Below are 24,591 nucleotides of genomic sequence, written 5' to 3' on the forward strand. Positions count from 1 at the left end.
AAAACATGATGATGGCTATTGCCTAGTCAACTAATATTTGAATCATGAAGAAGAAAACAATATTTATTATCCTCGGTAGCGCAATAGCTTTGTTTGCCATTTGGTATTTCGCATTGCGCAAAAAAGAACAGGTTGTTGTTCTGGAAACCGAGAAACCTAAAACAGGTTATATTTCTGAAAATGTTACCGCAACGGGTAAAGTTCAGCCGGTTGATACGGTGGCTGTAGGTACACAGGTATCAGGCACTATAAAAACACTTTACGCCGATTTTAACTCGAAAGTTAAAAAAGGACAGTTACTAGCCGAATTGGATAAAACCTTGTTCGAGGCTACTGTAAATCAGTATCAGGCCAATCTGGTAAGTGCTCAAAGTGCATTGGTTTACCAACAGGGTAATTTTAGCCGCCAAAGTAACTTGTACAAAGTTGGTGCGGTTAGCAAAGCTGATTATGACAATGCCTTGTACACTTACAATGCGTCAAAAGCATCGGTCAACAGTATTAGAGCACAACTGGCTTCGGCCCAAAAAAACCTGTCACTGGCCTGTATATATTCGCCGATTGATGGTACGGTGCTTTCGAGAAGTGTAAGTGAGGGAACAACCGTGGCGGCAAGTTTCAGCACACCGACCATTTTCAGTATCGCAAAAGATTTAACTAAAATGCAAGTAGAAGCTTCTGTAGATGAAGCCGATGTAGGTAATATTTCTAAAGGAGAAAGGGCAACTTTTACTGTTGATGCCTTTTTGAACGATACATTTAAAGGGACCATCCAGGAAATCAGATTAAGCCCTTCTATTTCATCAAACGTTGTGACCTATAAAACCATTATCAATACCTCGAATGATGCGAATAAGTTAAAACCGGGGATGACCGCAAACATTACCATCTTCACTAAAGAAGTAAATAATGCATTACTTATTCCGACTAAGGCCATAAAATATGCTCCAGACTCGACATTGGCGGGTAAATATCAGATGACCTGGGTTAATCCAGATAAGAAGCCAGCGGGTGTTAACGAAGCTTACGTTTGGGTACAGAAAAGTGCTAAAGAACTGGTACAGCAAAAAATTAAAACAGGTATAAACGACAATACACATGTTGAAGTCTTATCAGGATTAGCGGCAACAGATGTAGTAGTTACAGGTTCACAAAGCATGGGTAAAAGTCAGGCGGCAAGTCAAGGTCAATCTAGTCCTTTTATGCCAAAACGCCCAGGCGGTAACAGAAGGAAATAATGGAACAGAAAATATTAGATATACACGACTTAAAACGTGAGTTTGTAATGGGCGATCAAACAGTTAGGGCATTAAAAGGTGTTACTTTTGATATCAAAGCCGGTGAGTTTGTAACCATTATGGGCAGCAGCGGTTCAGGGAAAACCACGCTTTTAAATATTCTGGGCTGTCTAGATAAACCCACAGAAGGAAGTTATTTGCTTGATGGTGTTGATGTTAAAAGTTTAAACCGTGATGAACTGGCCGGTTTGCGGAATACAAAGATCGGTTTTGTTTTTCAGGCTTATAATTTGTTGCCCAGAACATCAGCATTAGAAAATGTAGAACTTCCATTGTTTTACAATAAAACGATTTCAGCAGAAGAACGAAAGGAAAGAGCCATCAAATCGCTCGAATCGGTAAAACTTGCCGAGCGTTTTGATCATACACCCAGTCAGCTTTCCGGTGGTCAGCAACAGCGTGTGGCTATAGCAAGGGCTTTGGTTAATCACCCGGTAATGATCTTAGCCGATGAAGCTACCGGAAATTTAGATACCCGAACCTCATACGAAATTATGGCGCTAATGCAGGAGTTAAATGCAGAAGGTAAAACCATCGTTTTTGTGACACACGAGCCTGATATTGCTGCTTTTAGTACCAGAACAATTATGCTGAGAGACGGGAAAGTCCAAAAGGATAGCATTAACCAAAATCAACGTTCTGCTAAGGAAGCACTTGCCAGTTTACCAGAATCTGATGATTATTAATTTGTAAGGACATGAGCATTATAAATTTATTAAAGATTGCCTTCAGAGCATTAAAAAGAAATAAGCTGCGTGCTTTTCTAACCATGCTTGGCATCATTATCGGTGTGGCAGCTGTAATTGCCATGATGGCCATTGGTGAAGGTTCGAAACAAAGTATCAGGTCCTCGCTATCAGGTATGGGTTCGAACATGATTACCATTATGCCTCAAAGTAACGAGCCTGGTGGTGTGCGTTTACAAGGAAGCAGTATTCAAACCTTAAAACTGGAAGATATTATTGCGATTCAAAAGCTGCAGTCTAAAAATATAAATGGTTTATCGCCGGTAGTTTCTACCAGTGGCCAAGCCATAAAAGGTGGCTACAACTGGCCAACTACCATTACAGGTGTAAGTCCGGATTATTTGAATATCCGCCAGTTGAAACTTCAGGATGGTATCTTATTTTCTGAGAATGATGTAAAAAGTTTTGCTAAAGTTTGTCTTTTAGGGAAAACCGTTATTGATAATCTATTTCCTGATGGAAGCAATCCGATCGGACAGATTATACGATTTAAAAATATTCCTTTCCAGGTGATCGGTATTTTGGAACCAAAAGGGCAAAGTAATTTCGGACAGGATCAGGACGATATTATCCTTGCCCCTTACACTACGGTGCAAAAAAGGATTACCGCAACCAATTACCTGCAAAGCATTTATGCATCTGCGACCACAGAAGCTTCGAGTGCGGCGGCAACAACCGAAATTTCGGATGCAGTGAGAGAAAGTCACAGGCTAACACCTGCAGAAAGCGATGATTTCCAAGTGCGTACACAAGCCGAATTAATTAGTACTATTAGCTCGACAAGCAGCATGTTAACCGTTCTTTTAACAGCAATAGCAGGTATTTCGCTGTTTATTGGTGGAATTGGCATCATGAATATTATGTACGTTTCGGTTACCGAACGTACCCGGGAAATTGGTCTGCGAATGTCTATTGGCGCACGTGGACAAGATGTTTTGATGCAGTTTTTAATAGAGGCAATTTTAATCAGTATCACGGGCGGTATTATCGGGGTGGTTCTAGGTGTAAGTTCAGCTTACCTGATCTCCTATTTCTTAAACTGGCCAATTTTAATTGCAGAGTCCTCAATCATTATTTCCTTTATTGTATGTGCCGTAACAGGTGTTTTCTTCGGATATTACCCGGCGAAAAAAGCATCAAATTTAGATCCGATCGATGCATTAAGATACGAGTAGCATCAAGCATTGGGGCGTTTAAGTTTGAGAGGTTAATGTCCCGATGCGCTACTCTATTTACATATAAGACCGGTCGTCATTCCCGCGCAGGCGTGAATCTTAAAATATTTTGCATTATGTCGCGAATAAATTCAGCATGACGAAACGCGTTAAAAAACAGAATAAATAATAACTTAGTGATGCAAAGCGCCAAACAAAAAATAATGACGATTAATTTCTCTAAAAAGTGGATAAAAGTAACCCTGCATATTCTGGTTTGGGTTGTTTTAATCACTTTGCCTTACATCATTAATATAAACAGAAGCCGCCCTCCTCACCCAATAAGCAGTTACGACGAAAACCAGTTCCTGCGATTAAATTTCATCAGTTACTTTTACTGGATTGCCATATTTTATTTAAATAATAAGGTTTTAATTCCATCATTTTTCTATAAAAAGAAATATTTGTGGTACGGCGTATCATTCTTTGCCTGTTTACTTTTAGCCATTACCATTCACTCCATACTATTCAGAATTTTACTGCCCAATTTTGATTTCAACCTCGGCAGAACGCTTTGGTTTAACACACCTACTTTTTTATTAACCATTGCCGCCAGTACCGCCTTTACTATGATCTCGGACCGGATCAGTGAAGAAAAAAGATCTTTGCAGCGCCAACAGGAGAACATGAAAACCGAACTTTCATTCCTGCGCTCGCAAATTAGCCCACACTTTATTTTTAATGTGTTAAATAACATTGTGGCACTGGTAAGACTGAAAAGCAATGAATTGGAGCCAACAGTAATGAAATTATCAGGACTGATGCAATACATGCTGTACGAAACAGATGAAGAAAAAGTATCCATTAAAACTGAAACAGAATACTTAAGGGCTTATATCGATTTGCAAAAACAACGTTTCGGCAAAAAAATAGCTATAGAAACAAACATTGATATTGAAAGTGAGTTTGATGAAATAGAACCCATGTTATTGATTCCATTTATCGAAAATGCTTTTAAACATGGTGTTGGGATGATCGAAGGTCCTAAAATACTTGTTGATTTAAAGACAGTAGATGGGCTTTTAACCTTTATTGTTAGAAACAAGTTTAATCCAGATGAAAACGAGGTAAAAGATGCTGCTTCGGGCATAGGTTTAACCAATGTGAGTAGGAGATTAAACTTACTTTATGGCAAAAACCATCAATTGGAAATAGATAAAAAAGATGGCTGGTTCAATGTAAACCTCACTATAATATTAACGGTATGATAAAATGTTTAGCCATTGATGATGAGCCTTTAGCCTTGCAATTACTGGCTGATAACATTAGCCGGATCCCGTTTTTGGAGTTGGTAGCCAGTTGCGACGATGCTTTTGTTGCTAATAAAATCATGCAGGAACAAGCTATAGATCTGATTTTTATTGATATCCAGATGCCTGGAATTACCGGACTGCAATTTATTCAGAGCCTGGTTAAAAAACCAATGGTGATTATCGTCACAGCCTATAAACAGTATGCTTTAGATGGTTTTGCGCTTGATGTGGTCGATTATTTAATGAAACCGGTATCGCTAGATCGCTTCATGAAAGCCTGCAACAAAGCCAAAGATCTGTACGAACTTAAACAGTCTGCTAAGCAATTCAACCTGCCCAAACAGGATTATATGTTTGTAAATGTGGGCTACAGTTTAATGAAGATTAACTTTAACGAAATTCTTTATGTGGAGGGTTTGAAAGATTATATTCAGATCCATACCGCAACCAGTCCGAAAGCGGCCGTAGTGCGCTCGAGCATGAAAAACATTGAAGAAGAACTGCCAGAGCATTTCGAAAGGATTCATAAATCATTTATTGTAAACATAAATAAGATAACAGCAATAAGAAAGAATTCATTATTTGTTGAGGACAAAGAGCTCCCGGTAAGCGACAGTTACAAACAGGTAATTGAAAAGTTGATCAAATAATTTCGTATTTTTGATTATAAAAATAATTGTTATGACTATAATCGCACATCCTAAAAATAAAAAGCAAGAGGCTGCAATTGAAGCTGTTCTGAAAGCCTTAAATGTTTCTTTTCAAAAGGAAGAGGAAAGCCCTTATAATCCCGAATTTGTAGCAAAAATAAAAGCAAGAGCTGTTAGTGCCGAAAGAGGCAATGTAACAAGAATTAAAGACCCTAAAAATATATGGGAAAGTATTTTATAGAAGTTGAAAAACTAGCAAAAAAGATTTAGAAACGCATTATAAATCTGGAGATAAAGCCTCAGTTAAAAGAATAAACCAAATTTTCGTCGAACTGTCAAAGCACCCAGAAATAGGGATTGGAAAACCTGAAAGATTAAAATTCGATTTATCTGGTTTCTGGTCAAGACAGATAAATCGAAAAGATAGGTTAATTTATAAAATAGAAGAAAATATAGTAACTGTTACAATAATTTCAGCCCTCGGCCATTACGGAGATAAATAAATTAAACCGTTTTTACCTCGTCTTCACTATAATCCTTAATATCAGTAATATATCCGTTAATTAAAAGAAAATCAAATAATGGTTTGGCTTCTGGTGTAACGGGCATATTTTCTGTTGTAATTACCTGATTAGTCTTTTTATCCAGGAAAGGATAAGCAAACAACCGTACATTGGTATTAAACATATCGTTTACATAGCTTAATAACTGACCTGAATAGTTTTCGCCGGTAAAGTTTTTAGAGTTGAATACAAATTTTAAGTTGTTGATGTTTGTAGCTAAACCAACACTTTTAGGCTTGCACCTAGCCAAATATTTAGCCAAACGGTTGTGACGGGTAAAATTAGAAACGATAACTATATTTCCGGTATCGCACATTTCCTGGGCACGCTTAGCCACTGTTTCCAAATCGATATCATCTGGCGTTTCTTGTGCATCGGTTAAAACATTGGTTAACAAAACCTCTATCATTACCGCCAGATTTCCTTCTTCTACTTTGTTCGTACGCTTAAATTGATCGGTGGCTTTATTAAACAGATTAAAGTTAGGCAATGATTTCTGACCATATTTGGTCCTTAAAATCATGATATCCTTTTTGTACAAAAGGTCTTTAGCCTGACGAGGGTGTGCATCCGAATCGAAAATTGCTGCTGCTGAGAAATCTTTCATAATCATATACAGATTAAGCAAGATATTATCTACCCCTGGGAAAGCCGGTCCTTTAACCGAAATCAGATCGATTTCTACCGAACCTATGGTTAAATTATCAGCTAACGATTCTACCATCAGTTTTGGATCCTGATAATGGTAAAAAGCCGCATAAAGTAAGTTTACACCAATAATGCCCAAAACGCGTTGCTGCATGTTTACATCAGTATCCAGCAAACGCACATGGAAAAATATTTCGTTAGGCAGGCCACCGGGCTCATTTTGAAAACGGATTCCAACCCAGCCATGAGGCTCGTTGGTACGCTTGTAATTTAGGGTAGTTACAGTGTCTGCGAAGGCAAAAAAGGTACGACTTTCGTATTTTTCACCCGATAAACGTTCATTGAGCAAGCCAAATTCGTGATCGAGCATCTGCAAAAGGCGGTTCTGACTTACATAACGGCCATTGGCTTCTGCTCCATAAATGGCGTCACTAAAAGTCATATCATAAGCCGACATGGTTTTAGCAACGGTTCCAGATGCTGCACCAGCATTAAAAAAGTTCCGCGAAACTTCTTGCCCGGCTCCAATCTCGGCGAAAGTGCCGTAAATTCTTGGGTCAAGGTTTATTTTAAGTGCTTTGCGTTTCGTATCCAGAATTTCTCTCTCCATGCCGCAAAAGTACAAAAAATTGAGATTAAGCTAATTTTAAGAATGTAACTTAAAATCAATCTAAATACTTAAGCGACGGCAAAGCCCCGGAGTAATGTCATTTCGACTGAAGTGTAGTCCCGAATTTTCAGGAGAGAAATCTATATTTTAAATCTAATCAGCAGATTTCTCCACTTCGGTCGAAATGACGGGAACTATATAAAAAAATAAGGTTAATGCCATCCAGCATTAACCTTATAAAACCTAAACTATTATGAAACCTGCATCAACTATCCATCACATCTATCTCAAATTCACCTGATGCAAGCTTCATAACCTTAAAAAACCAAACTATTATGAAAAATCCTCTCTCGAGAAAATCTTTATTATGATACTACAATTTCTTTGTGTTGTAATTTAGCATCGTCTTTTTTGCTGATGTTGATTGATAAAATACCATCTTTATATTCGGCGGTAATATTATCACCATCAGCGCTATCTGGTAAATTAAATGACCTTGCAAATGAGCTATAATCAAATTCTTTACGTGTAAAATCTTTAGCTACCTGGGTTTCGTCTTTTTTAACTTCTGCCCAAACAGAAAGCATGTCTTTTTTTAAATTGATCTGAAAATCTTCTTTTTTCAAACCTGGAGCAGCCAACTCAATTACATATGAAGTTTCATTTTCGTAAATGTTCACATTTGGCGATTTATCAACCATTTTGTTTTTACTTACTGCATCGCTAAACAATGAATCAAAAACATTGTTAAAGTAAGGAGCTGTGTTACGGGTTCTGTTGTTAAAATTTACTAGTGTCATATCGCTTATTCTTTATTTTTAATTTTTAAATTGATAATACACCTTATTCAACTTACATACCAAAGCAAATATTTATGATTTTTAAGACATTTTGGCAAAAAAAATCCAAATCAAAAGACAAATTGGCAGAAATAAAGGGTTTTTCAGACAAATTCAACTATAAAACCAATATCCACCTGCGCTTTGTTGATTTCGATCTGATGGGGCATGTAAACAACTCGATCTACTTTACCTACCTGGAAATTGCCAGAGCAAAGTACTGGGAAGAAATTATAAAATGGGACTGGAAGAAAACAGGAATCGTAATTGCCCATGCAGAGCTAGATTACATTTTACCAATTGTAATGAACGATAAAATTGCCATCTATGTAAAAACATCCAGAATCGGTAACACGAGCTTTGATCTTGACTATCAAATAGTTAAAATAAAAGGAACTGAAGAAATAATATGCAGTAAAGGGAAAACAGTTTGCATTGCTGTTGATTATGCCACAGGTAAACCAACTGAAGTACCACAGGAGGAAAAGCAAAAAATGCTGGGTTTTGAGCAGTTAGAACAATAAAGTAAAATCGTCACCCTGAACTTGTTTCAGGGTCTTTTTACACTAAATTCGTCATCTCGACTGAAGCAACGCGAAATGGAGAGATCTCTAAAGATAGATTTCTCGACTGCGTTGCACTCCGCTCGAAATGACGACCTCTTTATGTGTGATTTAAGTGTTAGGGGTATCAGGCATAATTTTCCCAGGATTTAATATTCCCTTCGGATCGAAAACATTTTTAATACCTCTCATTAAATTCAAGTGAATTTCTGAATACTTAATGGGCATAAACTCTTTTTGAACCAAACCGATACCATGTTCGCCGGATAAAGTTCCGCCCAAAGCAGTGGTTAATTCGAATATTTCTGCAATACCGAACTTAAGTTTGTTTTTCCAGTCTTCATCACTCATTCCGGCCTTAATAATATTCACGTGCAGGTTTCCATCGCCTGCATGCCCGTAACAAACACTTTCGAAGCCATATTTGGTGCCAATTTCTTTTATACCATTAACGAGTTTAGGTAAAGCCGCACGTGGCACAACCGTATCTTCTTCTTTATACACCGAGTTGGATTTAACCGATTCGGCCATGGTTCTGCGCATCCGCCACAGTTCTTCTTTTTGAGCGGCAGTATCGGCAAACAATACTTCCGTACAACTGTGTTCTTCTAAAACGATATTGGTTTTCTCACAGTTTTTAAAAATATCGTCCAAATCATCTCCATCAAACTCAATCATCAATAATGCAGCAACATCATCTTTTAAATCGAACTTAATATCATCAAATTTAATTACCCATTCCACTCCTTTCCGCTCCATAAACTCTAAAGCCGATGGCGTTATCCCTGCCCTAAAAATTGCAGAAACCGCTGCGCATGCATGTTCATTCGTGCTAAAAGAGCCCATCATTAAAACCGATTGACTAGGTTTAGGCAATAATTTGGTAACGATTTTGGTAACAACACCCAAAGTACCTTCCGAACCGATCATCAGCTGGGTTAAATTATAACCTGATGCATATTTCAAGGTATTCGCACCTGTCCAAATGATATCTCCATTAGGCAAAACCACTTCGAGATTGAGGATATATTCACGTATCGTTCCATACTTCACTACTCTTGGTCCACCAGAACCATGGGCTACATTGCCACCAATAAAACAAGATCCTTTGCTGCTTGGATCAACGGGGTAAAGAAGTCCTTTTTCGGCCACAGCATTGATGAATTCTTCGGTAATTACGCCTGGCTCAACAGTTGCTTGTAGGTTTTCGGTATCAATATCCAAGATAGCTTTAAACTTTTCCATTGATAAAGAAACGCCACCATAAATGGGTAGAGCGGCACCACTTAAGCCCGTGCCACCACCACGCGGCGTTACCGGAACATGATGTGCGTTACAGATTTTAAGTAAAGCGGACACTTCTTCTGGAGAAGTCGGTTTCACTACAATTTCGGGCTGATAGCGTAAGTCTTCCGTTTCATCGTGACTGTATTTATCTAAACTTTCTACATCAGTAAAAATTTTATCTGCTCCTATTGCAGCCTTAATTTCTGCTAAAATTTCGGGATTGATCTTTGTAAAATTCATTTTATTTTGCTGATGTATACGATAATTTAACAAAAGAATGCCCAATTTGACCAGGCATGGGTGGATTTAGTTTTTTCATACTCACGTTAACCATTTCAACAAAAGGATACAATTCAATAACTTTCGAAATGATATTCTTCAAAACCGTTTCTAAAAGCTTTTGTGTGTGTTTCATTTCTTCTAGGATGATGTGATTCAGATCCTCATAATTAACTGTCTGTGCCAGTTCATCATCAAAACCCTGCGGCGTAAATTCTGTCACTAAATCTACAACAAAATGATTTCCAATAAGTTGCTCTTCCGGGTAATAACCATGTAGGGCAAAGCATTTAACTTTTAAGGCTACGGTTTGTTTGAAATGGCTCATGTATGTTTAGTAAGCTGCAAAATTAAATTTTTATTCATGAATATAATGCCCATTGCCGTAAATTGTTACCTTTGAAATGAACGCGATTTCTTAACCAGATAACACGAAATTACATGAGCAAATCAGTAAAAAAGGACCTCTACGAGGCACCAGACTATTATTTATTGGACGAATTGTTAACCGATGAGCATAAATTAATTCGTGCTACGGCCAGAGATTGGGTAAAAAAAAGAAGTAAGCCCCATTATTGAAGATTATGCTCAAAAAGCAGAATTTCCAAAACATTTAATAAAAGGCCTGGCTGATATTGGTGCTTTTGGTCCAACCATTCCGGTTGAGTATGGTGGTGCGGGGCTGGATTATACCGCTTATGGAATTTTGATGCAGGAAATTGAACGCGGTGATTCTGGTATCCGTTCTACAGCTTCTGTGCAGGGTTCGTTGGTGATGTATCCTATTTATGCTTATGGTACTGAAGAACAGCGTAAAAAATATCTTCCAAAACTAGCCAGTGGCGAAATGATGGGTTGTTTTGGATTAACGGAACCAGATCATGGCTCCAATCCAGGTGGAATGGTAACCAATATTAAAGATGCAGGAAGTCACTATGTTTTAAATGGTGCCAAAATGTGGATCAGTAATGCACCATTTGCTGATATTGCAGTTGTTTGGGCAAAAGACGAGTCTGGAAAAATAAGAGGATTGGTCGTAGAACGCGGAATGGAAGGTTTTTCTACACCAGAAACGCATAACAAATGGAGTTTACGTGCTTCGGCTACTGGTGAGCTGGTTTTTGATAATGTTAAAGTACCTAAGGAGAATATTTTTCCTGAAATCAGCGGATTAAAAGGCCCGTTGGGCTGCTTAAATCAAGCCCGTTATGGTATCGCCTGGGGCGCATTGGGCGCAGCAATGGACTGTTATGATACAGCCTTGCGCTACTCAAAAGAACGTGTTCAGTTTGGCAAACCCATTGGCGGTTTTCAGTTACAGCAAAAGAAACTGGCAGAAATGGTTACCGAAATTACCAAAGGCCAGCTTTTGGTATGGCGTTTAGGTGTGCTAAAAAGCGAAAATAGAGCATCAGCTGAGCAAATTTCGATGGCCAAAAGAAACAGTGTAGAAATTGCGCTCGATATTGCACGTAACGCACGCCAAATGCTTGGCGGAATGGGTATTACAGGCGAATACTCGATTATGCGCCACATGATGAACTTAGAATCAGTAGTAACTTACGAGGGTACACATGATATACATTTACTGATCACAGGAATGGATGTAACCGGATTAAACGCATTTAAATAGCATAAATATTTTTAGGATAATAAAATTTTAAGATAAATAGTTAATGAAAGACTTTAAAAAATACACCTACATCCCTGCCCCACCAGAAGAAGTTTATTTAGCCCTTACCAAAGAAACCAGTATAAAGTTATGGACTGGTGCCGACGTTGAATTTGAAGAAGTACCAGGAACAGAGTTTTCTTTCTGGGACGGTGATATTACAGGTAAAAACATTGAGTTTGTTTACGGTAAACAGATTGTTCAACAATGGTATTTTGGAGAAGAAAACGAACCTTCTATTGTAACCATAAAACTTCACGAAGATAAAAAAGGAACTTCACTGGAATTTAAACAAACCAATATCCCTGATGAAGATTATAAAGATTTTACAGATGGGATCCAGGAATATTTCTTGGCGGGTTTAGTAGATTTCTTTGACGAATAAACAAAATATAAAAATGAAAGATAAAATTATCGCTCTCTCTTCTTTACTTTTCTTTACCACATTTACTTCCTGTACATCTTTCCTTACTCCAGCTGTACTTGGAAATAATATGGGGTATTTGCCAAAAACAATGGGTGCTGATAGCATTAAAACATTAACAAATGTATCAGCAAGTTATGCTGGTTCCACGTCGCCAACTACTGGCACGGATTTCGAATTAGGAATGGCAAACATAAGCCGTTCGCACACTTTCAAAGAATCAAACATTTCTTATGGTATTTTCGCTTATGCTGGAAAAGCTTCAGGTGGAGATAGCCACTACACTGAAGAGGATTTAAAGAATTATCTTCCATCCTTCAAAAAATCAATCAGTGGCGTTGGCTTAAGATTTTCTGCCGGCCTTCACAATACTTCAGCTAACGGAAATACAGATTTTAGGTACATTAACTTTGAAAATGCGCTTAGCTTTGAAGGTGGGGCTTATACCAAGTTTAGACAGGAGGTTTATAGCAATCATATCCCAGATTATGTGGCGGTAACAAACAGAAAGATACTCTGGACTACCGGACTATCTACTGAGGTGATCTGGAGAGCAAGGAATGATCACGACATCCGGCATGCTTTTAGGCTTTTTATTGGTGGTACACCAAATTTTGTGAATAGTTTTAGATCTGGTATTAAAGCTGCTGATGACATTAGAGGTAAAAATTCGCTAGGATGGGTTTTTAACTATTTCTTATATATCAAGCGCTTTTCTCTCTCGTACGAACTGGCAGATAATGTCAATTATGCGCAAAAGCTAAGTTTTGGCTATTCATTTCAATAAAACATAATCGACCTATCGCTGTTCTGATATAAATAAAATATCATGAACAGAACTTTAGGACTTATATTAATTGTTATTGGCATTGCCATGCTCATCTGGACAGGCTTTACTTATACCAAAAAAGAAAAACTAGTTGATGCTGGCCCTATTCAAATATCTGCCGACAGAGAAAAATCTGTTAATTGGCCTCCTTATGCAGGTGGTATTATTTTGGTAGCTGGTGTAATTGTATTCGTAGCTTCTAAGAAGAAATAATTGATTTGTCATTCTGAGCCTGTCGAAGAACTTTGAAGCATTTCGACAGGCTCAATGTGACAATTTATATCTCGTAACTATAAACAGATCTTATTGCATCCCTTAAGTTATACTTTGAAGCCATCACCTCTCCATAGGCCCCGGCACTACGGATGGCAAAAATATCGCCCCTGAACGATTCAGGTTGCTCTACTTCTTTACCAAAACAATCGGTACTCTCACAGATTGGCCCTACAATATCGTATTTTATGACTTCGGACTTCGGACTTCGGACTTCGGACTGACTAAGATTCTCGATCTTGTGATACGCTTGGTACAATGCCGGACGCATCAATTCAGTCATGCCTGCATCTAAAACCACAAAGTTTTTCTTCTTTCCGTTTTTGATGTATAATACTCTGGTAATTAATGATGCTGATTGACCAACTAAAGCTCTTCCCAGCTCAAAATGTACTTCCTGACCAGGCTTAACCGTTAAGAACTCACTGAAAATTTTAAAGTAAGATTTGAAATCGGGAATCTGATGATCAGGATTATGATAATCGATACCTAAACCACCCCCAACGTTTAATACCTGAAGGTTAAATCCTTTATCTTCAAACCATGCTGCAAATTCGTTTACACGAACGCAGAGGTTTTTATATACATCCAGATTGGTAATCTGTGAACCAATATGAAAATGGATTCCGATAAATCTAAGGTTTGGAGAAGCTTTTAAAGTATCAGCACATTCCGGTAAATCCCAGGAATTGATTCCGAATTTATTTTCATCCAAACCTGTGGTAATGTTGTGGTGTGTATGCGCATCAACATTCGGGTTGATTCGGATCGCCACCTGAGCGGTTTTACCCTTCTTGCCGGCAAGTTCATTTAAAACTTCTAATTCCTGAATAGATTCTACATTAAAGCAGAAAATATCAAGATCAAGGGCCTCATTAATTTCTTTATCAGATTTACCTACTCCGGCAAATACAATTTTTTTATTGTCAAAGCCAACTTCAACTGCTCTTCTTACCTCACCTGCACTTACACAATCTGCACCAAAACCAATCTCTTTGATCTGGTTAAGCAGCACAGTATTGAAATTTGCTTTTAGGGCATAATGAATATGGAATTGATATGGAGCTGCCGCATCTGCACAAGTGTGCAAGGTTTTTTGCAGCAAATCGGTATCGTAGTAGTAAAAAGGCGTTTCAATATTGTTAAACTTTGATATATCTTTATCGGCGAACATGTTCAAATTCCTTATTATAATTTTAATTTTATTCTTTGGGCTAATTTATTTGGGTAACTACCTGGATTTAAAGCATGGAAGAATTACCCAGAAACAATACAACGGAAAAATCCGATTTTTTATCGTGTTACTCCTCATTGTACTGTTTCTTTTATTTATCAAAAAATGAAGATAGCAGCAGCCATATTTATCGTTCTTATTCTTTCTGCAGGATTATATAACTCTTACAAAAAATATAAAAACGGATTATTACCATCAAGCTTTCTGGCTTTTCACTTCCTTATCGGATTGCTGGTCATCATCGGCGCTTTTTTCCTCTTATTCGAATAATCTATTGTGCAGGCTTCTTAAAGCTTCGGTTTTATATTCGCTTAAGATTAGGAGCGAAACATTATAGTTACTTCCTCCGTAAGAAATCATGCGGATCGGGATATGTTTTAAGCCTTCTAAAACCCTGCTTGCAAAACCATGTTTTTCTGAACCAAAATCGCCAACTACACAAACAATACTGTGGTTGGTATCAACCTCAACGGTTCCGAAACTTTCCAGTTCTTCAATAATCTGTGGTAAATGGGCTGTCTCATCAATCGTTAACGATACGGCAACTTCCGAAGTGGTAATCATATCGATCGGTGTTTTGTAACGCTCAAAAACTTCAAAAACCCTGCGTAAGAAACCATAAGCCAATAACATCCGGCTCGATTGGATACGGATTGCCGTAATGCCATCTTTCGCAGCTATCGATTTAATTTTTCCTTTTTCACTATCGTGGGTAATCAAAGTACCCGCTGCAGAAGGTTCCATTGTGTTTAACAAACGAACCGGAATTTTATATTTCTGTGCTGGGAAAACTGATTGAGGATGCAAAATCTTTGCGCCAAAATAAGCCAGCTCAGCTGCTTCATCAAATGATAACTGTGCAATTGGCTTGGTTCCTTTAACAATACGCGGATCGTTGTTGTGCATGCCGTCGATATCTGTCCAGATTTGAACTTCTTCAGCCAGAATTGCAGCACCCAATAATGATGCGGTATAATCACTTCCACCACGGCGCAGGTTATCTACTTCACCGAAACTATTGCGGCAGATATATCCTTGCGTAATGAATAATTTATTGTCTTTATGCTGCGCTAAAAGCGGCGTTAAATGTTTTGTAGTGAAAGGAATATCAGGTTCGTTATCTTCATCCGTTTTCATGAAATCTAAAGCAGGTAACAATACGGATGGCACCCCGATCGATTTTAAATAAATATGGTATAAAGTCGTAGATAATAGCTCACCTTGTGCCAGTACCACCTTCTCTTCGATTGAAGTGAAAATATCGTTCGCTAAGCCAGCTAAGAAACCAAAGTGATAATCGATCACTTCATTTCCCTGCTCCTGAAACTCGTCAGCAGGCAACAATTCAACAACAAAAGTTTTATATTTCTGATATAGATTTTCAACACAATCGCTTCCCTTCTTCTTATCTCCAGCTAAAAAATAATTTGCAATTTCTACTAAACTATTTGTTGTACCAGACACGGCTGATAAAACTACAATCTGTTCTTCATTTGGATTAACGATATCCAACAACTTTGTCATGCGCTCAGGACTACCTACAGAGGTACCCCCAAATTTTAATATTTTCATTTTAATACTGGAATATGTAATTTTCTTTATTATTGTATCGGGGCGTGAAATTAAACAAAAGCAGCTTAAAAGCAACACCCTCAACAAAATAAAATTTGGATGAGTTGAAATAAATACGTTTCAACCAAACATCATTCATTAAAATTTGTTCAACACCAGATATTAAATTTAAAAAACAGCTCAATGCAGGCAATTGACCAATCAACGCAAGCCACAATTAATCAGTGGTTAAGTGGAAATTACGATGAAAATACCAAGGCAGAAATTCAGGCCCTTGTAGATAAAGATGCAACTACCGAATTAACGGATGCATTTTATAGAAGTTTAGAGTTTGGAACAGGTGGTTTACGTGGCATTATGGGTGCAGGTTCTAACCGCATCAACAAGTACACTATTGGAACTGCTACACAGGGATTAGCCAATTACCTAAACAACAAATATCCGAACGAGAAAATCAAAGTGGCCATTGCGCATGATAGCCGCAACAATTCTGATTACTTTGCTAAAATCACAGCAGATGTTTTCTCGGCAAACGGAATCCATGTTTATTTCTTCTCTGCATTAAGACCAACACCGGAACTTTCTTTCGCTGTACGCCATTTTGGTTGCAAAAGTGGTGTAATGTTAACCGCATCGCATAACCCTAAAGAATATAACGGTTATAAAGCTTACGGTGCTGACGGTGGCCAGTTTACTTCTCCCGATGATAAATTTGTGATTGATGAAGTAAATAAGATTAAAAGTATCGACGAAGTTAAATTTGACCGTGTTGAGGCCAACATCGAACTGATTGGAGAAGACGTAGACAAACTTTATTTAGATGGAATTGCTGCACTCTCCATCTCACCAGAAGCGATTAAAAGACAGCATGATTTAAAAATTGTGTACTCGCCTATCCACGGAACTGGAATTACTTTGGTTCCGAAAGCTTTGGCACAGTTTGGTTTTACTAACGTAACCCTGGTTGAAGAACAAAGTACACCAGATGGAAATTTCCCAACGGTAGTGTATCCTAACCCAGAGGAAAAAGATGCGCTGACTTTGGCAATGAACAAAGCAAAGAAAATTGATGCTGATTTAGTGTTGGCAACTGATCCTGATGCTGACCGTGTGGGTATTGCCGTAAAAGATAACAATGGCGAATGGGTACTACTTAACGGTAACCAAACGGGTAGTTTGTTGATTAACTATTTATTATCGGCCTGGCAAGATAGTGGTAAATTAGATGGTAACCAGTTTATTGTAAAAACCATTGTAACCTCTAATTTAATCGAAGAGATTGCCAAAAAGAAAAATGTAACCTATTACAATACCTTAACAGGTTTTAAATACATCGGTCAGTTAATGACAGAGTTAGAAGGTAAAAAATACTTTATTGGCGGTGGTGAAGAAAGTTACGGCTACTTAATCGGCGATTTAGTACGCGATAAAGATGCAGTAGTTTCTGCAGCTTTTATTTCTGAAATGACGGCCTACTACAAAGACAAAGGTGCAAGTTTATACAATGCATTATTGGATATGTATGTAGAATATGGCCTTTACAAAGAAGATCTGGTTTCGTTGACCAAAAAAGGCAAATCAGGTGCCGAAGAAATCAAAGCCATGATGGTTAAATTCAGAGAAAACCCTCCTGCGACATTGGGTGGATCGAAGGTTTCGGTATTGAAGGATTACGAATTGAGTCAGGAAACTGATTTAGCAAGCGGAAAAGTAAGCAAACTGGATTATCCAACTTCGGATGTTTTACAGTTTATTACTGAGGATGGCAGTATTGTTTCTGCACGTCCGAGTGGGACAGAACCCAAAATTAAATTCTATTGCAGTGTTAATGCACCTTTAGCTGATAGAAAAGATTTTGACAAGGTTAATGCACAACTTGGTGAAAAAATCAAAGCGGTAATGGCCGATTTACAGGCATAGTTTTACCATTTATACCACAGATAAAAAGGATAAACACAGATGAAGGCTATTTCATCTGTGTTTTTTATTTAGTGCCGTCATCTTGATTGAAGCAGAGTCCCGAACTTTCAGGAGAGCGATCTATATAGATAGATTTAGCTTCGCTGAGCACTTTGTGGTTCTCGACTGCGTTGCACTCCGCTCGAAATGACGACAATTTTTCTATTGATTTTAATCAAGCAACTGCGATACATTTTTCTTAGAAATATAAATAATAGCAGCTTCACTTTTTTCTGCAGATAAATACTTACCCGTTTTTTTATCGTGAATGGCTCTTCCAGCTGAAACGTAGAGTTTCCCTGATTTATCTACATGCAGATTGTTGATCTGGTTATCAAAAGGAACCTGGAGTATTTTTGAAGTTCCATTTTTAAAAATTTGAATATCGCTTTTTAGTACATAACCAGACCAAGGATCTGAATTCTTATTAAAAGGTTCGATATTTTCTTTTAGCTTAATTTTAAGCTGGTTTTCTAAATAAAGTGTTGCAAACTCCTGAAATCTTTGTTCCGAAATACCATATTTACTGCACCAATCCCAGGTAAAGCCTTTATCTAAGCTAAAATACTGGCTAAAGGTTGCCATTCTTAGGTTATTTTTCAGCAAACCATTAGATTGCAGTGCAAAAACAGTATCCTTAACCGACAGAAAACCATAAATAGGCTGGTTATTTACCTTCGTTTTGCGCCAGGTTTTCCCTTTATCGGTGGTTTGATAAATTTCGGTAAGCGTAGATACCATTAAAGTATCATCAATATTTCCATAAACCGCATGGGCTTCTTTCCCATCTGCAATTTCGATCCTGATCCAGTTTGGATCGTTAAACGTTGCAGGAACTTCTGGTACCTCTTTTTTTGCGCATGATGATAGTATCATCATCACTGCAATAGTTTTAAGTAATTTCATAGGTTTCATTTTGTGTAGTGCAAGATAAATAAAAATCTACACTAACTAAAAACACAGGTGAAATTAGCGCATTTAGCTACAGAAGAAGCGTGAATAATAAATTTTCTGTGTCCTTTTGATTCCGTGGCAAAAAACAAAACATCAGATGCAAAACCTACCGATAAAAATAGATTGCGTATATTTACACATATTAAAGAATAGACTTATGACTGAGATGATTTTAAAAGATAATGTAGAACAAAGCAAAATTGATGCGTTGTTAGCTTTTCTAAAATCATCGGACATTGATGTTGAATTGAGAACCGTATCGTCAAAGAAATCAACTAAAGCAACCAAATTTTCTTTATCTAAAGGCATTTGGAGTGACTACAACATTAGCTCAACGGAACTTAGAGATAAAGCTTGGAAAAGGTAATGGTTTTATGTGATACAAATATTTTTATCGAATTTATAAGGGCAATGATTTAATCATTGATGTCTTTGAAAAAATTGGTCAAAACAACGTAGCTATTTCTGATGTTAGTTGTGCAGAATTACTTTATGGAGCAAGGAATAAAAGAGGTGCACGGAAATTGCGTAACCGATCGTCATCCTGAATTTATTTCAGGATCTTTCCTATATTAAAAGATGCTGAAACGAGTTCAGCATGACGTGACTAGATTGAAATATACAATTTGTCGTGCACCCAAATAAAAGAGTTTTAAACTTTATAATTCCAATACAAGTCTTTAACATCAAAAAGTGCTGCACTTTCTTATTTTTTCTTTGCTGCAACCAATTTCTTTAATACTTTTGCAGCGCAATACGATGTTCAAAAAAATCTTAATATATCTAATCATTACATGCACCATTAGCAATGGTTTCATGCAGCTGGTGATCTATTCAGGCTATAAAATGAACAAAGAATACATTACGAGTGTATTCTGTATTAACAAAGAACATCCAGAATTACATTGTGATGGACAATGTTTCTTAGCCAAGAAATTAAAAGATTTGGATGGCAAAAACAAACAGGCGCATGAAAACCTGAAAAGAGTTACAGAGGCTGAACCTCGTTTTCAGACAATAGCATTAAACCATCATCTACCATATTTCATTATCACTTCAGAAAATCTTTACATCGAAAAACCTGTTAAAGATCTTTCTATCTCTATTTTTCATCCACCGAAAACGGTTTAAGTAATTTTTTATGGTTTTTATGCAAAAGCTTATGCTATTGCAAAGTATGGCTATTTGTCATTCTGAGCGAAGCGAAGAATCTTCTTCCTAAGAACCGCTAGGCTTGCCATTTTCTGTAATGTTAATTTCTACTAAAATGCCAGAGATTCTTCATTGCATTCAGAATGACAGTAAATTATTTTTTACTTATCCAATTTCATTAAAATGAAAATTTCAACATACTTTTTGGCATTGTTATGCCCTATTATACTATTATCATCTTGCAAAAAAAGCACTAACGAAGTTACTGCAGATACCAAATCTACTTTCTCTATCGAGTTCGAAAACCAGGTAAATGGAAGTCCATTGGTTTTAAATACCACAACCTATAAAAATGCCAAAGGTGAAGATTTCAAAATCAATGTATTTAAATACTATGTAAGCAATATTAAATTAAGTAAGGCCGATGGCACAACTTATTTAATTCCAGAGAGCTACTTCTTAATCGACGCTTCTAAAGCAGAATCTACCAACATCACGTTAAAGGATGTACCAACTGGCGATTATACCAAAATTGAATATACAATCGGTGTCGATTATGCCCGTAATTTCGCAGGTGCACAAACAGGTGCATTAGACCCTATCAATGGTATGTTCTGGACATGGAACAGCGGTTACATATTTGTTAAACTGGAAGGAACTTCGCCACAATCGCCAGCAACCGGAAATGAACTTACCTTTCACATCGGTGGCGTTGCCGATCCAAACAATACGATCAGAACATTTGCTACGGAGATTAATGTGGCAAATCCACTTCGTGTGAGAACAGATGGCAAACCGAATATGCATTTTATTGTAAATGCAGCGGCATTATTTACAGGGAAAACCGATGTCAGTTTCTCTACTTTGTACTTCGCCATGGGGGGGGGGAATTCTGTAATTGTAGCCAATAACTATGCAAATGGCTTATTCCGGTTAGATCACATCCACAACTAAATGTTAAGGAAAATAACCGTCTTCGCAATGCTTGTTTTAAGCATTGCGTTGATGTATGCTTGTAGCAAAAGTGAAGAGGCAGTAACTCCGGAAGAAAGGAAAATTACCTTTTCGGTTCCTGCCAACTTCCCTGCACCGGCATACAATTTCGAAGACAATAAGTTAAGCAATGCAGGTTTTGCGCTAGGTAAAAAAATATTTTATGAAGCCAGACTATCAGCTGATAAAAGTGTTTCGTGCGGAAGTTGCCATCAGCAATTTGCGGCATTTACGCAACTCGATCATAAGGTAAGCCACGGCGTAAACAACTGCCAGGGGAAACGAAATACCCCTCCGTTATTTAACCTGGCCTGGCAAAAAGCTTTCTTCTGGGATGGCGGTGTAAAAAATATCGAAACTTCGCCTTTAAATGCCATTACGGATGCCTGCGAAATGGGAACGGATATAGCAACCATCATTACATTCCTGAAAAACACGGCACCCTACCCTGATTTATTCAAACAAGCTTTTGGATCAACAGAAATCAACTCACAGTTGATTTTAAAGTCGATTACTCAATTTACGGCGGTATTGGTTTCGGGTAATTCAAAATATGATAAGGTGATGCGCAAAGAGGGTGGTATTTCTTTTACATCTACAGAACTGGCTGGTTACAACCTCTTCAAAGAAAAATGTACCTCTTGCCATGCAGAGCCCTTTTTTACTGATTTTTCTTACCGTAGTAACGGATTAGATTTAGTAAGCACAGATGAGGGGCGATCGCACATTACAGGAGTAGCTTCAGATTTTGGTAAGTTCCGTGTACCGACATTGCGCAACATCGAATATACCAGTCCGTATATGCACGATGGCCGATTTTACAGTTTGGATGAGGTTTTAGAACATTACAACTCGGGTGTTAAAGCATCAGCAAATCTAGATGTCCAATTAAAAAATGGTATTCCTTTAAATACAACAGAAAAAGAGCAGATCAAGGCCTTTTTAAAAACATTAACAGACAATGAATTTATCAAAAATACACTATACAACGAGTCGTAAATTATTAATTTTAGTTTTCGTACTCATGAGCAGTCAGGTTTTCGCCTGCGATATTTGCGGCTGTTTTATGGGTATCACCCCGTATTATAACAGAAACAGCATCAGTCTTTTATACCGCTATCGTTCTTTTAGTGGTTATGAAGGACAATCGCATTCCTTATTTCCCAATGGAGGAAGTTTCTTTATTCCCGCACGAAGTCAGGATTCGCCCATAACTAATCATGCAGGCGATCCTGGTGATTATGAGCTTTACCGCTCCTTAGAAATCAGGGGAAAGTATTTCATCAATAGCAAACTCGAAATCAATGCAATTTTACCTTATGTTTCCAATAGTGAACGTTACAATGGTTATACTTCTTCTATTTCGAGCATGGGTGATATAAATTTATACGCAGGTTACCATCTCGTGCAAAAACTGGAAGATAATTTCAAACAACAGTTAATTGCCGGAGCAGGGATAAAATTACCCACAGGTAAAAATGACTTCAAAAATACAGCAGGTATCCGTTATTCCTCACTCATGCAAGCCGGAACAGGAAGTACCGATGGCTTTGTATACCTGAACTATATGGTAGGATTGGGTAAATTTGGGGCGAGTTTAAATACCTCTTACAAAGTTAATGGAACCAATAGCCGTGATGAAGGCATTGCTAACAGTACGACCAGTTTCCTTAACATTTTTTATACTCAAAGTATTGGTAAGGATGTAAAGATAATGCCATCAGCACAGTTTTTTTACGAATATTCTGGTGGAGAAAAATACAAAGGCCAAAAAACCGGAGAACACGTGATGAATAACCTGATGGGCGGTGCTGGTATCGACGTTTTTTATAAAAATATAGCCTTAAACGCTGGAATACAAAAGAATATTTGGGAGGCTGAAACCGATCATCCGATGAGTGCTGGAAAGGTTTACGTTGGAATTACTTATAATTTTTAAATCACGACATATGAACAGAATAAATATTACGGTGTTATGCCTGATAACTGTTTTACTTTTTTCATGTAAAACACAGCCTGACGCCCAAGCAGTTCGCCAGGAAGTATTAAATATCCATGATAAATTAATGATCGATGGCGAAAAGGTAATTAAGAATAAAATGAAATTAGATGCACTCCTGGTTTCCAATCAGATTAAACTTTCTCCAGATTCAGCTGTACAAAAGAAAAAAATTAGCGACTTAATTACGCGATTAAATGCTGCTGATGAAAAGATGATGGATTGGATGCACTTCTTTAAAGATGATTTTAAAGGGAAAACAGAACAAGAAGATCTGGACTATTATAAATCGGAAATGGTGAAAATTAGAGCTGTGGAAGATAGTTATATAAAGGTTACCAGAGAATCAGATTCATTAATGAAAGTATATCAAGTTAAAATAAATGGTCGATGAGTCGGAGGTCTGAAGACCGAAGTCGCAAGATATGGAGCTTAGCTGTTAAGCACCAACCTCCGTCTTCAGACTGCCGACCCCAGACTGAAAATAAATTCAAAATGAAAAAATCAATCTTGGCAATAGTCCTAATTGGATTAACAACAATAGCACTAAAATCAAATGCAAACTACGTGGTGGACGGACCAAAAACAAATTTGATCGATACTGCAAAGAAAGCAACGATAGATCCTGTTTGCAAAATGAAGGTAAAACCTGAAACAGCTAAAACCGCAGTCTATAATAAAGTTACCTATAATTTCTGCTCAGAAAGCTGTAAGCAAAAGTTTGTGGCGGAGCTTGCGAAGTATATTAAAAAGTAATTAGTCGGGGGTCCAAAGACAGGTGTCGGAAGATATGGAGCTTAAGCACCTAACTTCGGACTTTCGGACATCTGACCCCGGACTATTCCAAACAATTAATGTTCTAAATAAAATTACCTCGTATATTTACATTTTTAAAATAAAATCATGAACAAAATTACTGCTTACCTGGCAACATCCCTGATAGCCATTTCTATATTTACCGCCTGCAAACAAGAAAGAAAACTTCCATTTTATGGTGAGCGTCATGCCGAAACCGTTAGAGATGCGGCGGGCATAGAGAAAATTGATACCGTTTATCAAACTATTCCAAATTGGTCTTTCCTGAATCAGGATAGTGTGGTAACCACAAACAAAGCAACTGATGGTAAAATTTATGTAGCTGATTTCTTTTTTACTTCATGTACAACCATCTGCCCTACCATGCATAGAAACCTTGCGACGGTTTTCAGCGAATTTAAACTCAATCCCAACGTGATGTTTGTATCACACACAATCGATTTTAAATATGATAAACCTAGTGTTTTAAAAAAATATGCACAAAAACTTGGTGTCGACGGTTCAAAATGGCTATTCCTTTATGGTAGTAAAGACAGCGTTTATACTTTGGCCGAGAAAAACTATTTAGTGGCTGTTGGTGAAGATAGCACGGCGAAAGATGGCTATATTCATCAAGGTTATTTGGTTTTAATAGACAAAGACAGGCATATCCGTGGTGCTTACGATGGTACTAAGGAAGACCAGGTAGAGCAATTGAAAAAAGACATTCCGGTTTTATTAGCAGAGTATAATAAATAGCGTTATAACTTAATCGTCATTTCGAG

At 37.5% G+C, this 24,591-nt stretch carries 28 protein-coding genes and 1 pseudogene; 22 read left to right on the forward strand and 7 right to left on the reverse strand.

Translation table 11 applies throughout. The features are described 5' to 3' along the window. The first annotated feature begins 44 nt into the window (after positions 1–44). The 7 genes from QF042_RS13280 to QF042_RS13310 all read left to right on the forward strand — a co-directional run bounded on the left by QF042_RS13280 (position 45) and on the right by QF042_RS13310 (position 5,664). Positions 45–1,238 carry an efflux RND transporter periplasmic adaptor subunit gene (locus QF042_RS13280; RefSeq protein WP_307529108.1) on the forward strand — a complete coding sequence of 398 codons (1,194 nt, stop codon included), beginning with the start codon at positions 45–47 and terminating at the stop codon, positions 1,236–1,238. After that, entirely contained in the window at positions 1,238–1,984 is a 747-nt protein-coding gene (locus QF042_RS13285) for an ABC transporter ATP-binding protein (RefSeq protein ID WP_307529111.1), read from the forward strand. The genes QF042_RS13280 and QF042_RS13285 overlap by 1 nt, the downstream gene beginning before the upstream one ends. 11 nt (positions 1,985–1,995) lie before the next feature. Continuing rightward, complete coding sequence (locus QF042_RS13290; protein ID WP_307529114.1) at positions 1,996–3,219, forward strand: ABC transporter permease; 1,224 nt, start codon at positions 1,996–1,998, stop codon at positions 3,217–3,219. Between the two features lie 203 nt (positions 3,220–3,422). Further along, positions 3,423–4,466, forward strand: a complete 1,044-nt coding sequence (locus QF042_RS13295) for a sensor histidine kinase (RefSeq protein WP_307529116.1) — start codon at positions 3,423–3,425, stop codon at positions 4,464–4,466. Further along, complete coding sequence (locus QF042_RS13300; protein WP_307529117.1) at positions 4,463–5,161, forward strand: LytTR family DNA-binding domain-containing protein; 699 nt, start codon at positions 4,463–4,465, stop codon at positions 5,159–5,161. Before QF042_RS13295 ends, QF042_RS13300 begins: the two co-directional genes overlap by 4 nt. Positions 5,162–5,171: 10 nt before the next feature. After that, positions 5,172–5,402: a DUF2683 family protein gene (locus tag QF042_RS13305; protein WP_307529119.1), complete on the forward strand. Its 231-nt coding sequence runs from the start codon at positions 5,172–5,174 to the stop codon at positions 5,400–5,402. 70 nt (positions 5,403–5,472) lie between these two features. Next, positions 5,473–5,664, forward strand: coding sequence for a Txe/YoeB family addiction module toxin (locus QF042_RS13310; protein ID WP_307533289.1), 192 nt, complete (start codon positions 5,473–5,475; stop codon positions 5,662–5,664). 1 nt (position 5,665) lies between these two features. Here the strand turns inward: QF042_RS13310 and QF042_RS13315 are convergent, their stop codons facing one another. Next, positions 5,666–6,982 carry a nicotinamide mononucleotide adenylyltransferase gene (locus QF042_RS13315; RefSeq protein ID WP_307529121.1) on the reverse strand — a complete coding sequence of 439 codons (1,317 nt, stop codon included), beginning with the start codon at positions 6,980–6,982 and terminating at the stop codon, positions 5,666–5,668. Between the two features lie 365 nt (positions 6,983–7,347). Continuing rightward, on the reverse strand, positions 7,348–7,782 hold the full coding sequence (locus QF042_RS13320) for an Hsp20/alpha crystallin family protein (protein ID WP_307529124.1): 435 nt from the start codon (positions 7,780–7,782) through the stop codon (positions 7,348–7,350). 122 nt (positions 7,783–7,904) lie between these two features. Between QF042_RS13320 and QF042_RS13325 the strand changes: the two genes are divergently transcribed. Beyond that, positions 7,905–8,345 (forward strand): acyl-CoA thioesterase, encoded by a 441-nt coding sequence (locus tag QF042_RS13325; protein ID WP_373459071.1) that lies wholly within the window; start codon positions 7,905–7,907, stop codon positions 8,343–8,345. Positions 8,346–8,495: 150 nt separating this feature from the next. Here the strand turns inward: QF042_RS13325 and QF042_RS13330 are convergent, their stop codons facing one another. After that, positions 8,496–9,911, reverse strand: a complete 1,416-nt coding sequence (locus tag QF042_RS13330; protein ID WP_307529126.1) for an FAD-binding oxidoreductase — start codon at positions 9,909–9,911, stop codon at positions 8,496–8,498. Between the two features lies 1 nt (position 9,912). Beyond that, the gene (locus QF042_RS13335) at positions 9,913–10,278 is read right to left on the reverse strand and encodes a dihydroneopterin aldolase (protein ID WP_307529128.1); all 366 of its coding nucleotides are present in this window, start codon (positions 10,276–10,278) and stop codon (positions 9,913–9,915) included. 113 nt (positions 10,279–10,391) lie between these two features. On the opposite strand from QF042_RS13335, the pseudogene QF042_RS13340 reads away from it, so the two are divergent. The 4 genes and pseudogenes from QF042_RS13340 (at position 10,392) to QF042_RS13355 (ending at position 13,088) form a co-directional block, all read left to right on the forward strand. Continuing rightward, positions 10,392–11,583 (forward strand): annotated as a pseudogene (locus tag QF042_RS13340) (acyl-CoA dehydrogenase family protein). 43 nt (positions 11,584–11,626) lie between these two features. Beyond that, positions 11,627–12,007, forward strand: coding sequence for an SRPBCC domain-containing protein (locus tag QF042_RS13345; RefSeq protein WP_307529130.1), 381 nt, complete (start codon positions 11,627–11,629; stop codon positions 12,005–12,007). Between the two features lie 13 nt (positions 12,008–12,020). Continuing rightward, positions 12,021–12,833: a hypothetical protein gene (locus tag QF042_RS13350; RefSeq protein WP_307529131.1), complete on the forward strand. Its 813-nt coding sequence runs from the start codon at positions 12,021–12,023 to the stop codon at positions 12,831–12,833. Positions 12,834–12,875: 42 nt separating this feature from the next. Then, positions 12,876–13,088 (forward strand): hypothetical protein, encoded by a 213-nt coding sequence (locus QF042_RS13355; RefSeq protein WP_307529133.1) that lies wholly within the window; start codon positions 12,876–12,878, stop codon positions 13,086–13,088. A gap of 64 nt (positions 13,089–13,152) precedes the next feature. On the opposite strand, the gene lysA is transcribed toward QF042_RS13355, so the two are convergent. Then, positions 13,153–14,322, reverse strand: coding sequence for a diaminopimelate decarboxylase (gene lysA / locus QF042_RS13360; RefSeq protein ID WP_307529135.1), 1,170 nt, complete (start codon positions 14,320–14,322; stop codon positions 13,153–13,155). Positions 14,323–14,487: 165 nt separating this feature from the next. Here lysA and QF042_RS13365 point away from each other — a divergent pair, with 165 nt between their 5' ends. Beyond that, on the forward strand, positions 14,488–14,652 hold the full coding sequence (locus QF042_RS13365; protein ID WP_158273013.1) for a hypothetical protein: 165 nt from the start codon (positions 14,488–14,490) through the stop codon (positions 14,650–14,652). On the opposite strand, the gene QF042_RS13370 is transcribed toward QF042_RS13365, so the two are convergent. Next, the gene (locus tag QF042_RS13370; RefSeq protein WP_307529138.1) at positions 14,641–15,954 is read right to left on the reverse strand and encodes an aspartate kinase; all 1,314 of its coding nucleotides are present in this window, start codon (positions 15,952–15,954) and stop codon (positions 14,641–14,643) included. The genes QF042_RS13365 and QF042_RS13370 overlap by 12 nt on opposite strands. A 183-nt stretch (positions 15,955–16,137) precedes the next feature. Between QF042_RS13370 and QF042_RS13375 the strand changes: the two genes are divergently transcribed. Beyond that, positions 16,138–17,874, forward strand: coding sequence for a phospho-sugar mutase (locus QF042_RS13375; protein ID WP_307529140.1), 1,737 nt, complete (start codon positions 16,138–16,140; stop codon positions 17,872–17,874). 210 nt (positions 17,875–18,084) lie between these two features. Here QF042_RS13375 and QF042_RS13380 read toward each other — a convergent pair whose 3' ends face one another. Then, positions 18,085–18,819 (reverse strand): hypothetical protein, encoded by a 735-nt coding sequence (locus QF042_RS13380; protein ID WP_307529142.1) that lies wholly within the window; start codon positions 18,817–18,819, stop codon positions 18,085–18,087. A 205-nt stretch (positions 18,820–19,024) separates the two neighbouring features. On the opposite strand from QF042_RS13380, the gene QF042_RS13385 reads away from it, so the two are divergent. From QF042_RS13385 to QF042_RS13420, 8 genes are all read left to right on the forward strand, one after another. Continuing rightward, positions 19,025–19,234 (forward strand): hypothetical protein, encoded by a 210-nt coding sequence (locus QF042_RS13385; RefSeq protein ID WP_307529144.1) that lies wholly within the window; start codon positions 19,025–19,027, stop codon positions 19,232–19,234. A 479-nt stretch (positions 19,235–19,713) separates the two neighbouring features. Continuing rightward, complete coding sequence (locus tag QF042_RS13390; RefSeq protein ID WP_307529146.1) at positions 19,714–19,998, forward strand: hypothetical protein; 285 nt, start codon at positions 19,714–19,716, stop codon at positions 19,996–19,998. 204 nt (positions 19,999–20,202) lie between these two features. Continuing rightward, positions 20,203–20,973 (forward strand): MbnP family protein, encoded by a 771-nt coding sequence (locus QF042_RS13395; RefSeq protein WP_307529148.1) that lies wholly within the window; start codon positions 20,203–20,205, stop codon positions 20,971–20,973. A 27-nt stretch (positions 20,974–21,000) separates the two neighbouring features. Next, entirely contained in the window at positions 21,001–22,011 is a 1,011-nt protein-coding gene (locus QF042_RS13400) for a cytochrome-c peroxidase (protein ID WP_307529150.1), read from the forward strand. Further along, positions 21,974–22,951 (forward strand): transporter, encoded by a 978-nt coding sequence (locus tag QF042_RS13405; protein WP_307529152.1) that lies wholly within the window; start codon positions 21,974–21,976, stop codon positions 22,949–22,951. The genes QF042_RS13400 and QF042_RS13405 overlap by 38 nt, the downstream gene beginning before the upstream one ends. Positions 22,952–22,961: 10 nt before the next feature. Beyond that, entirely contained in the window at positions 22,962–23,405 is a 444-nt protein-coding gene (locus QF042_RS13410; protein ID WP_307529154.1) for a hypothetical protein, read from the forward strand. A gap of 101 nt (positions 23,406–23,506) precedes the next feature. Then, positions 23,507–23,767, forward strand: a complete 261-nt coding sequence (locus QF042_RS13415) for a YHS domain-containing protein (RefSeq protein ID WP_307529156.1) — start codon at positions 23,507–23,509, stop codon at positions 23,765–23,767. 147 nt (positions 23,768–23,914) lie between these two features. Continuing rightward, on the forward strand, positions 23,915–24,565 hold the full coding sequence (locus QF042_RS13420; protein WP_307529158.1) for an SCO family protein: 651 nt from the start codon (positions 23,915–23,917) through the stop codon (positions 24,563–24,565). The last annotated feature ends 26 nt before the right edge of the window (positions 24,566–24,591 follow it).

It is taken from the genome of Pedobacter sp. W3I1, assembly GCF_030816015.1.
Classification (GTDB): Bacteria; Bacteroidota; Bacteroidia; order Sphingobacteriales; family Sphingobacteriaceae; genus Pedobacter.

Bases quoted from the DNA above. Each gene is read 5' to 3' on its own strand.
- QF042_RS13280 (WP_307529108.1), top strand. From the start codon at position 45: ATGAAGAAGAAAACAATATTTATTATCCTCGGTAGCGCAATAGCTTTG.
- QF042_RS13285 (WP_307529111.1), top strand. From the start codon at position 1,238: ATGGAACAGAAAATATTAGATATACACGACTTAAAACGTGAGTTTGTA.
- QF042_RS13290 (WP_307529114.1), top strand. From the start codon at position 1,996: ATGAGCATTATAAATTTATTAAAGATTGCCTTCAGAGCATTAAAAAGA.
- QF042_RS13295 (WP_307529116.1), top strand. From the start codon at position 3,423: ATGACGATTAATTTCTCTAAAAAGTGGATAAAAGTAACCCTGCATATT.
- QF042_RS13300 (WP_307529117.1), top strand. From the start codon at position 4,463: ATGATAAAATGTTTAGCCATTGATGATGAGCCTTTAGCCTTGCAATTA.
- QF042_RS13315 (WP_307529121.1), bottom strand. From the start codon at position 6,982: ATGGAGAGAGAAATTCTGGATACGAAACGCAAAGCACTTAAAATAAAC.
- QF042_RS13320 (WP_307529124.1), bottom strand. From the start codon at position 7,782: ATGACACTAGTAAATTTTAACAACAGAACCCGTAACACAGCTCCTTAC.
- QF042_RS13330 (WP_307529126.1), bottom strand. From the start codon at position 9,911: ATGAATTTTACAAAGATCAATCCCGAAATTTTAGCAGAAATTAAGGCT.
- QF042_RS13335 (WP_307529128.1), bottom strand. From the start codon at position 10,278: ATGAGCCATTTCAAACAAACCGTAGCCTTAAAAGTTAAATGCTTTGCC.
- QF042_RS13345 (WP_307529130.1), top strand. From the start codon at position 11,627: ATGAAAGACTTTAAAAAATACACCTACATCCCTGCCCCACCAGAAGAA.
- QF042_RS13350 (WP_307529131.1), top strand. From the start codon at position 12,021: ATGAAAGATAAAATTATCGCTCTCTCTTCTTTACTTTTCTTTACCACA.
- QF042_RS13355 (WP_307529133.1), top strand. From the start codon at position 12,876: ATGAACAGAACTTTAGGACTTATATTAATTGTTATTGGCATTGCCATG.
- lysA (WP_307529135.1), bottom strand. From the start codon at position 14,322: ATGTTCGCCGATAAAGATATATCAAAGTTTAACAATATTGAAACGCCT.
- QF042_RS13365 (WP_158273013.1), top strand. From the start codon at position 14,488: ATGAAGATAGCAGCAGCCATATTTATCGTTCTTATTCTTTCTGCAGGA.
- QF042_RS13370 (WP_307529138.1), bottom strand. From the start codon at position 15,954: ATGAAAATATTAAAATTTGGGGGTACCTCTGTAGGTAGTCCTGAGCGC.
- QF042_RS13375 (WP_307529140.1), top strand. From the start codon at position 16,138: ATGCAGGCAATTGACCAATCAACGCAAGCCACAATTAATCAGTGGTTA.
- QF042_RS13380 (WP_307529142.1), bottom strand. From the start codon at position 18,819: ATGAAATTACTTAAAACTATTGCAGTGATGATGATACTATCATCATGC.
- QF042_RS13385 (WP_307529144.1), top strand. From the start codon at position 19,025: ATGACTGAGATGATTTTAAAAGATAATGTAGAACAAAGCAAAATTGAT.
- QF042_RS13390 (WP_307529146.1), top strand. From the start codon at position 19,714: ATGAACAAAGAATACATTACGAGTGTATTCTGTATTAACAAAGAACAT.
- QF042_RS13395 (WP_307529148.1), top strand. From the start codon at position 20,203: ATGAAAATTTCAACATACTTTTTGGCATTGTTATGCCCTATTATACTA.
- QF042_RS13400 (WP_307529150.1), top strand. From the start codon at position 21,001: ATGCTTGTTTTAAGCATTGCGTTGATGTATGCTTGTAGCAAAAGTGAA.
- QF042_RS13405 (WP_307529152.1), top strand. From the start codon at position 21,974: ATGAATTTATCAAAAATACACTATACAACGAGTCGTAAATTATTAATT.
- QF042_RS13410 (WP_307529154.1), top strand. From the start codon at position 22,962: ATGAACAGAATAAATATTACGGTGTTATGCCTGATAACTGTTTTACTT.
- QF042_RS13415 (WP_307529156.1), top strand. From the start codon at position 23,507: ATGAAAAAATCAATCTTGGCAATAGTCCTAATTGGATTAACAACAATA.
- QF042_RS13420 (WP_307529158.1), top strand. From the start codon at position 23,915: ATGAACAAAATTACTGCTTACCTGGCAACATCCCTGATAGCCATTTCT.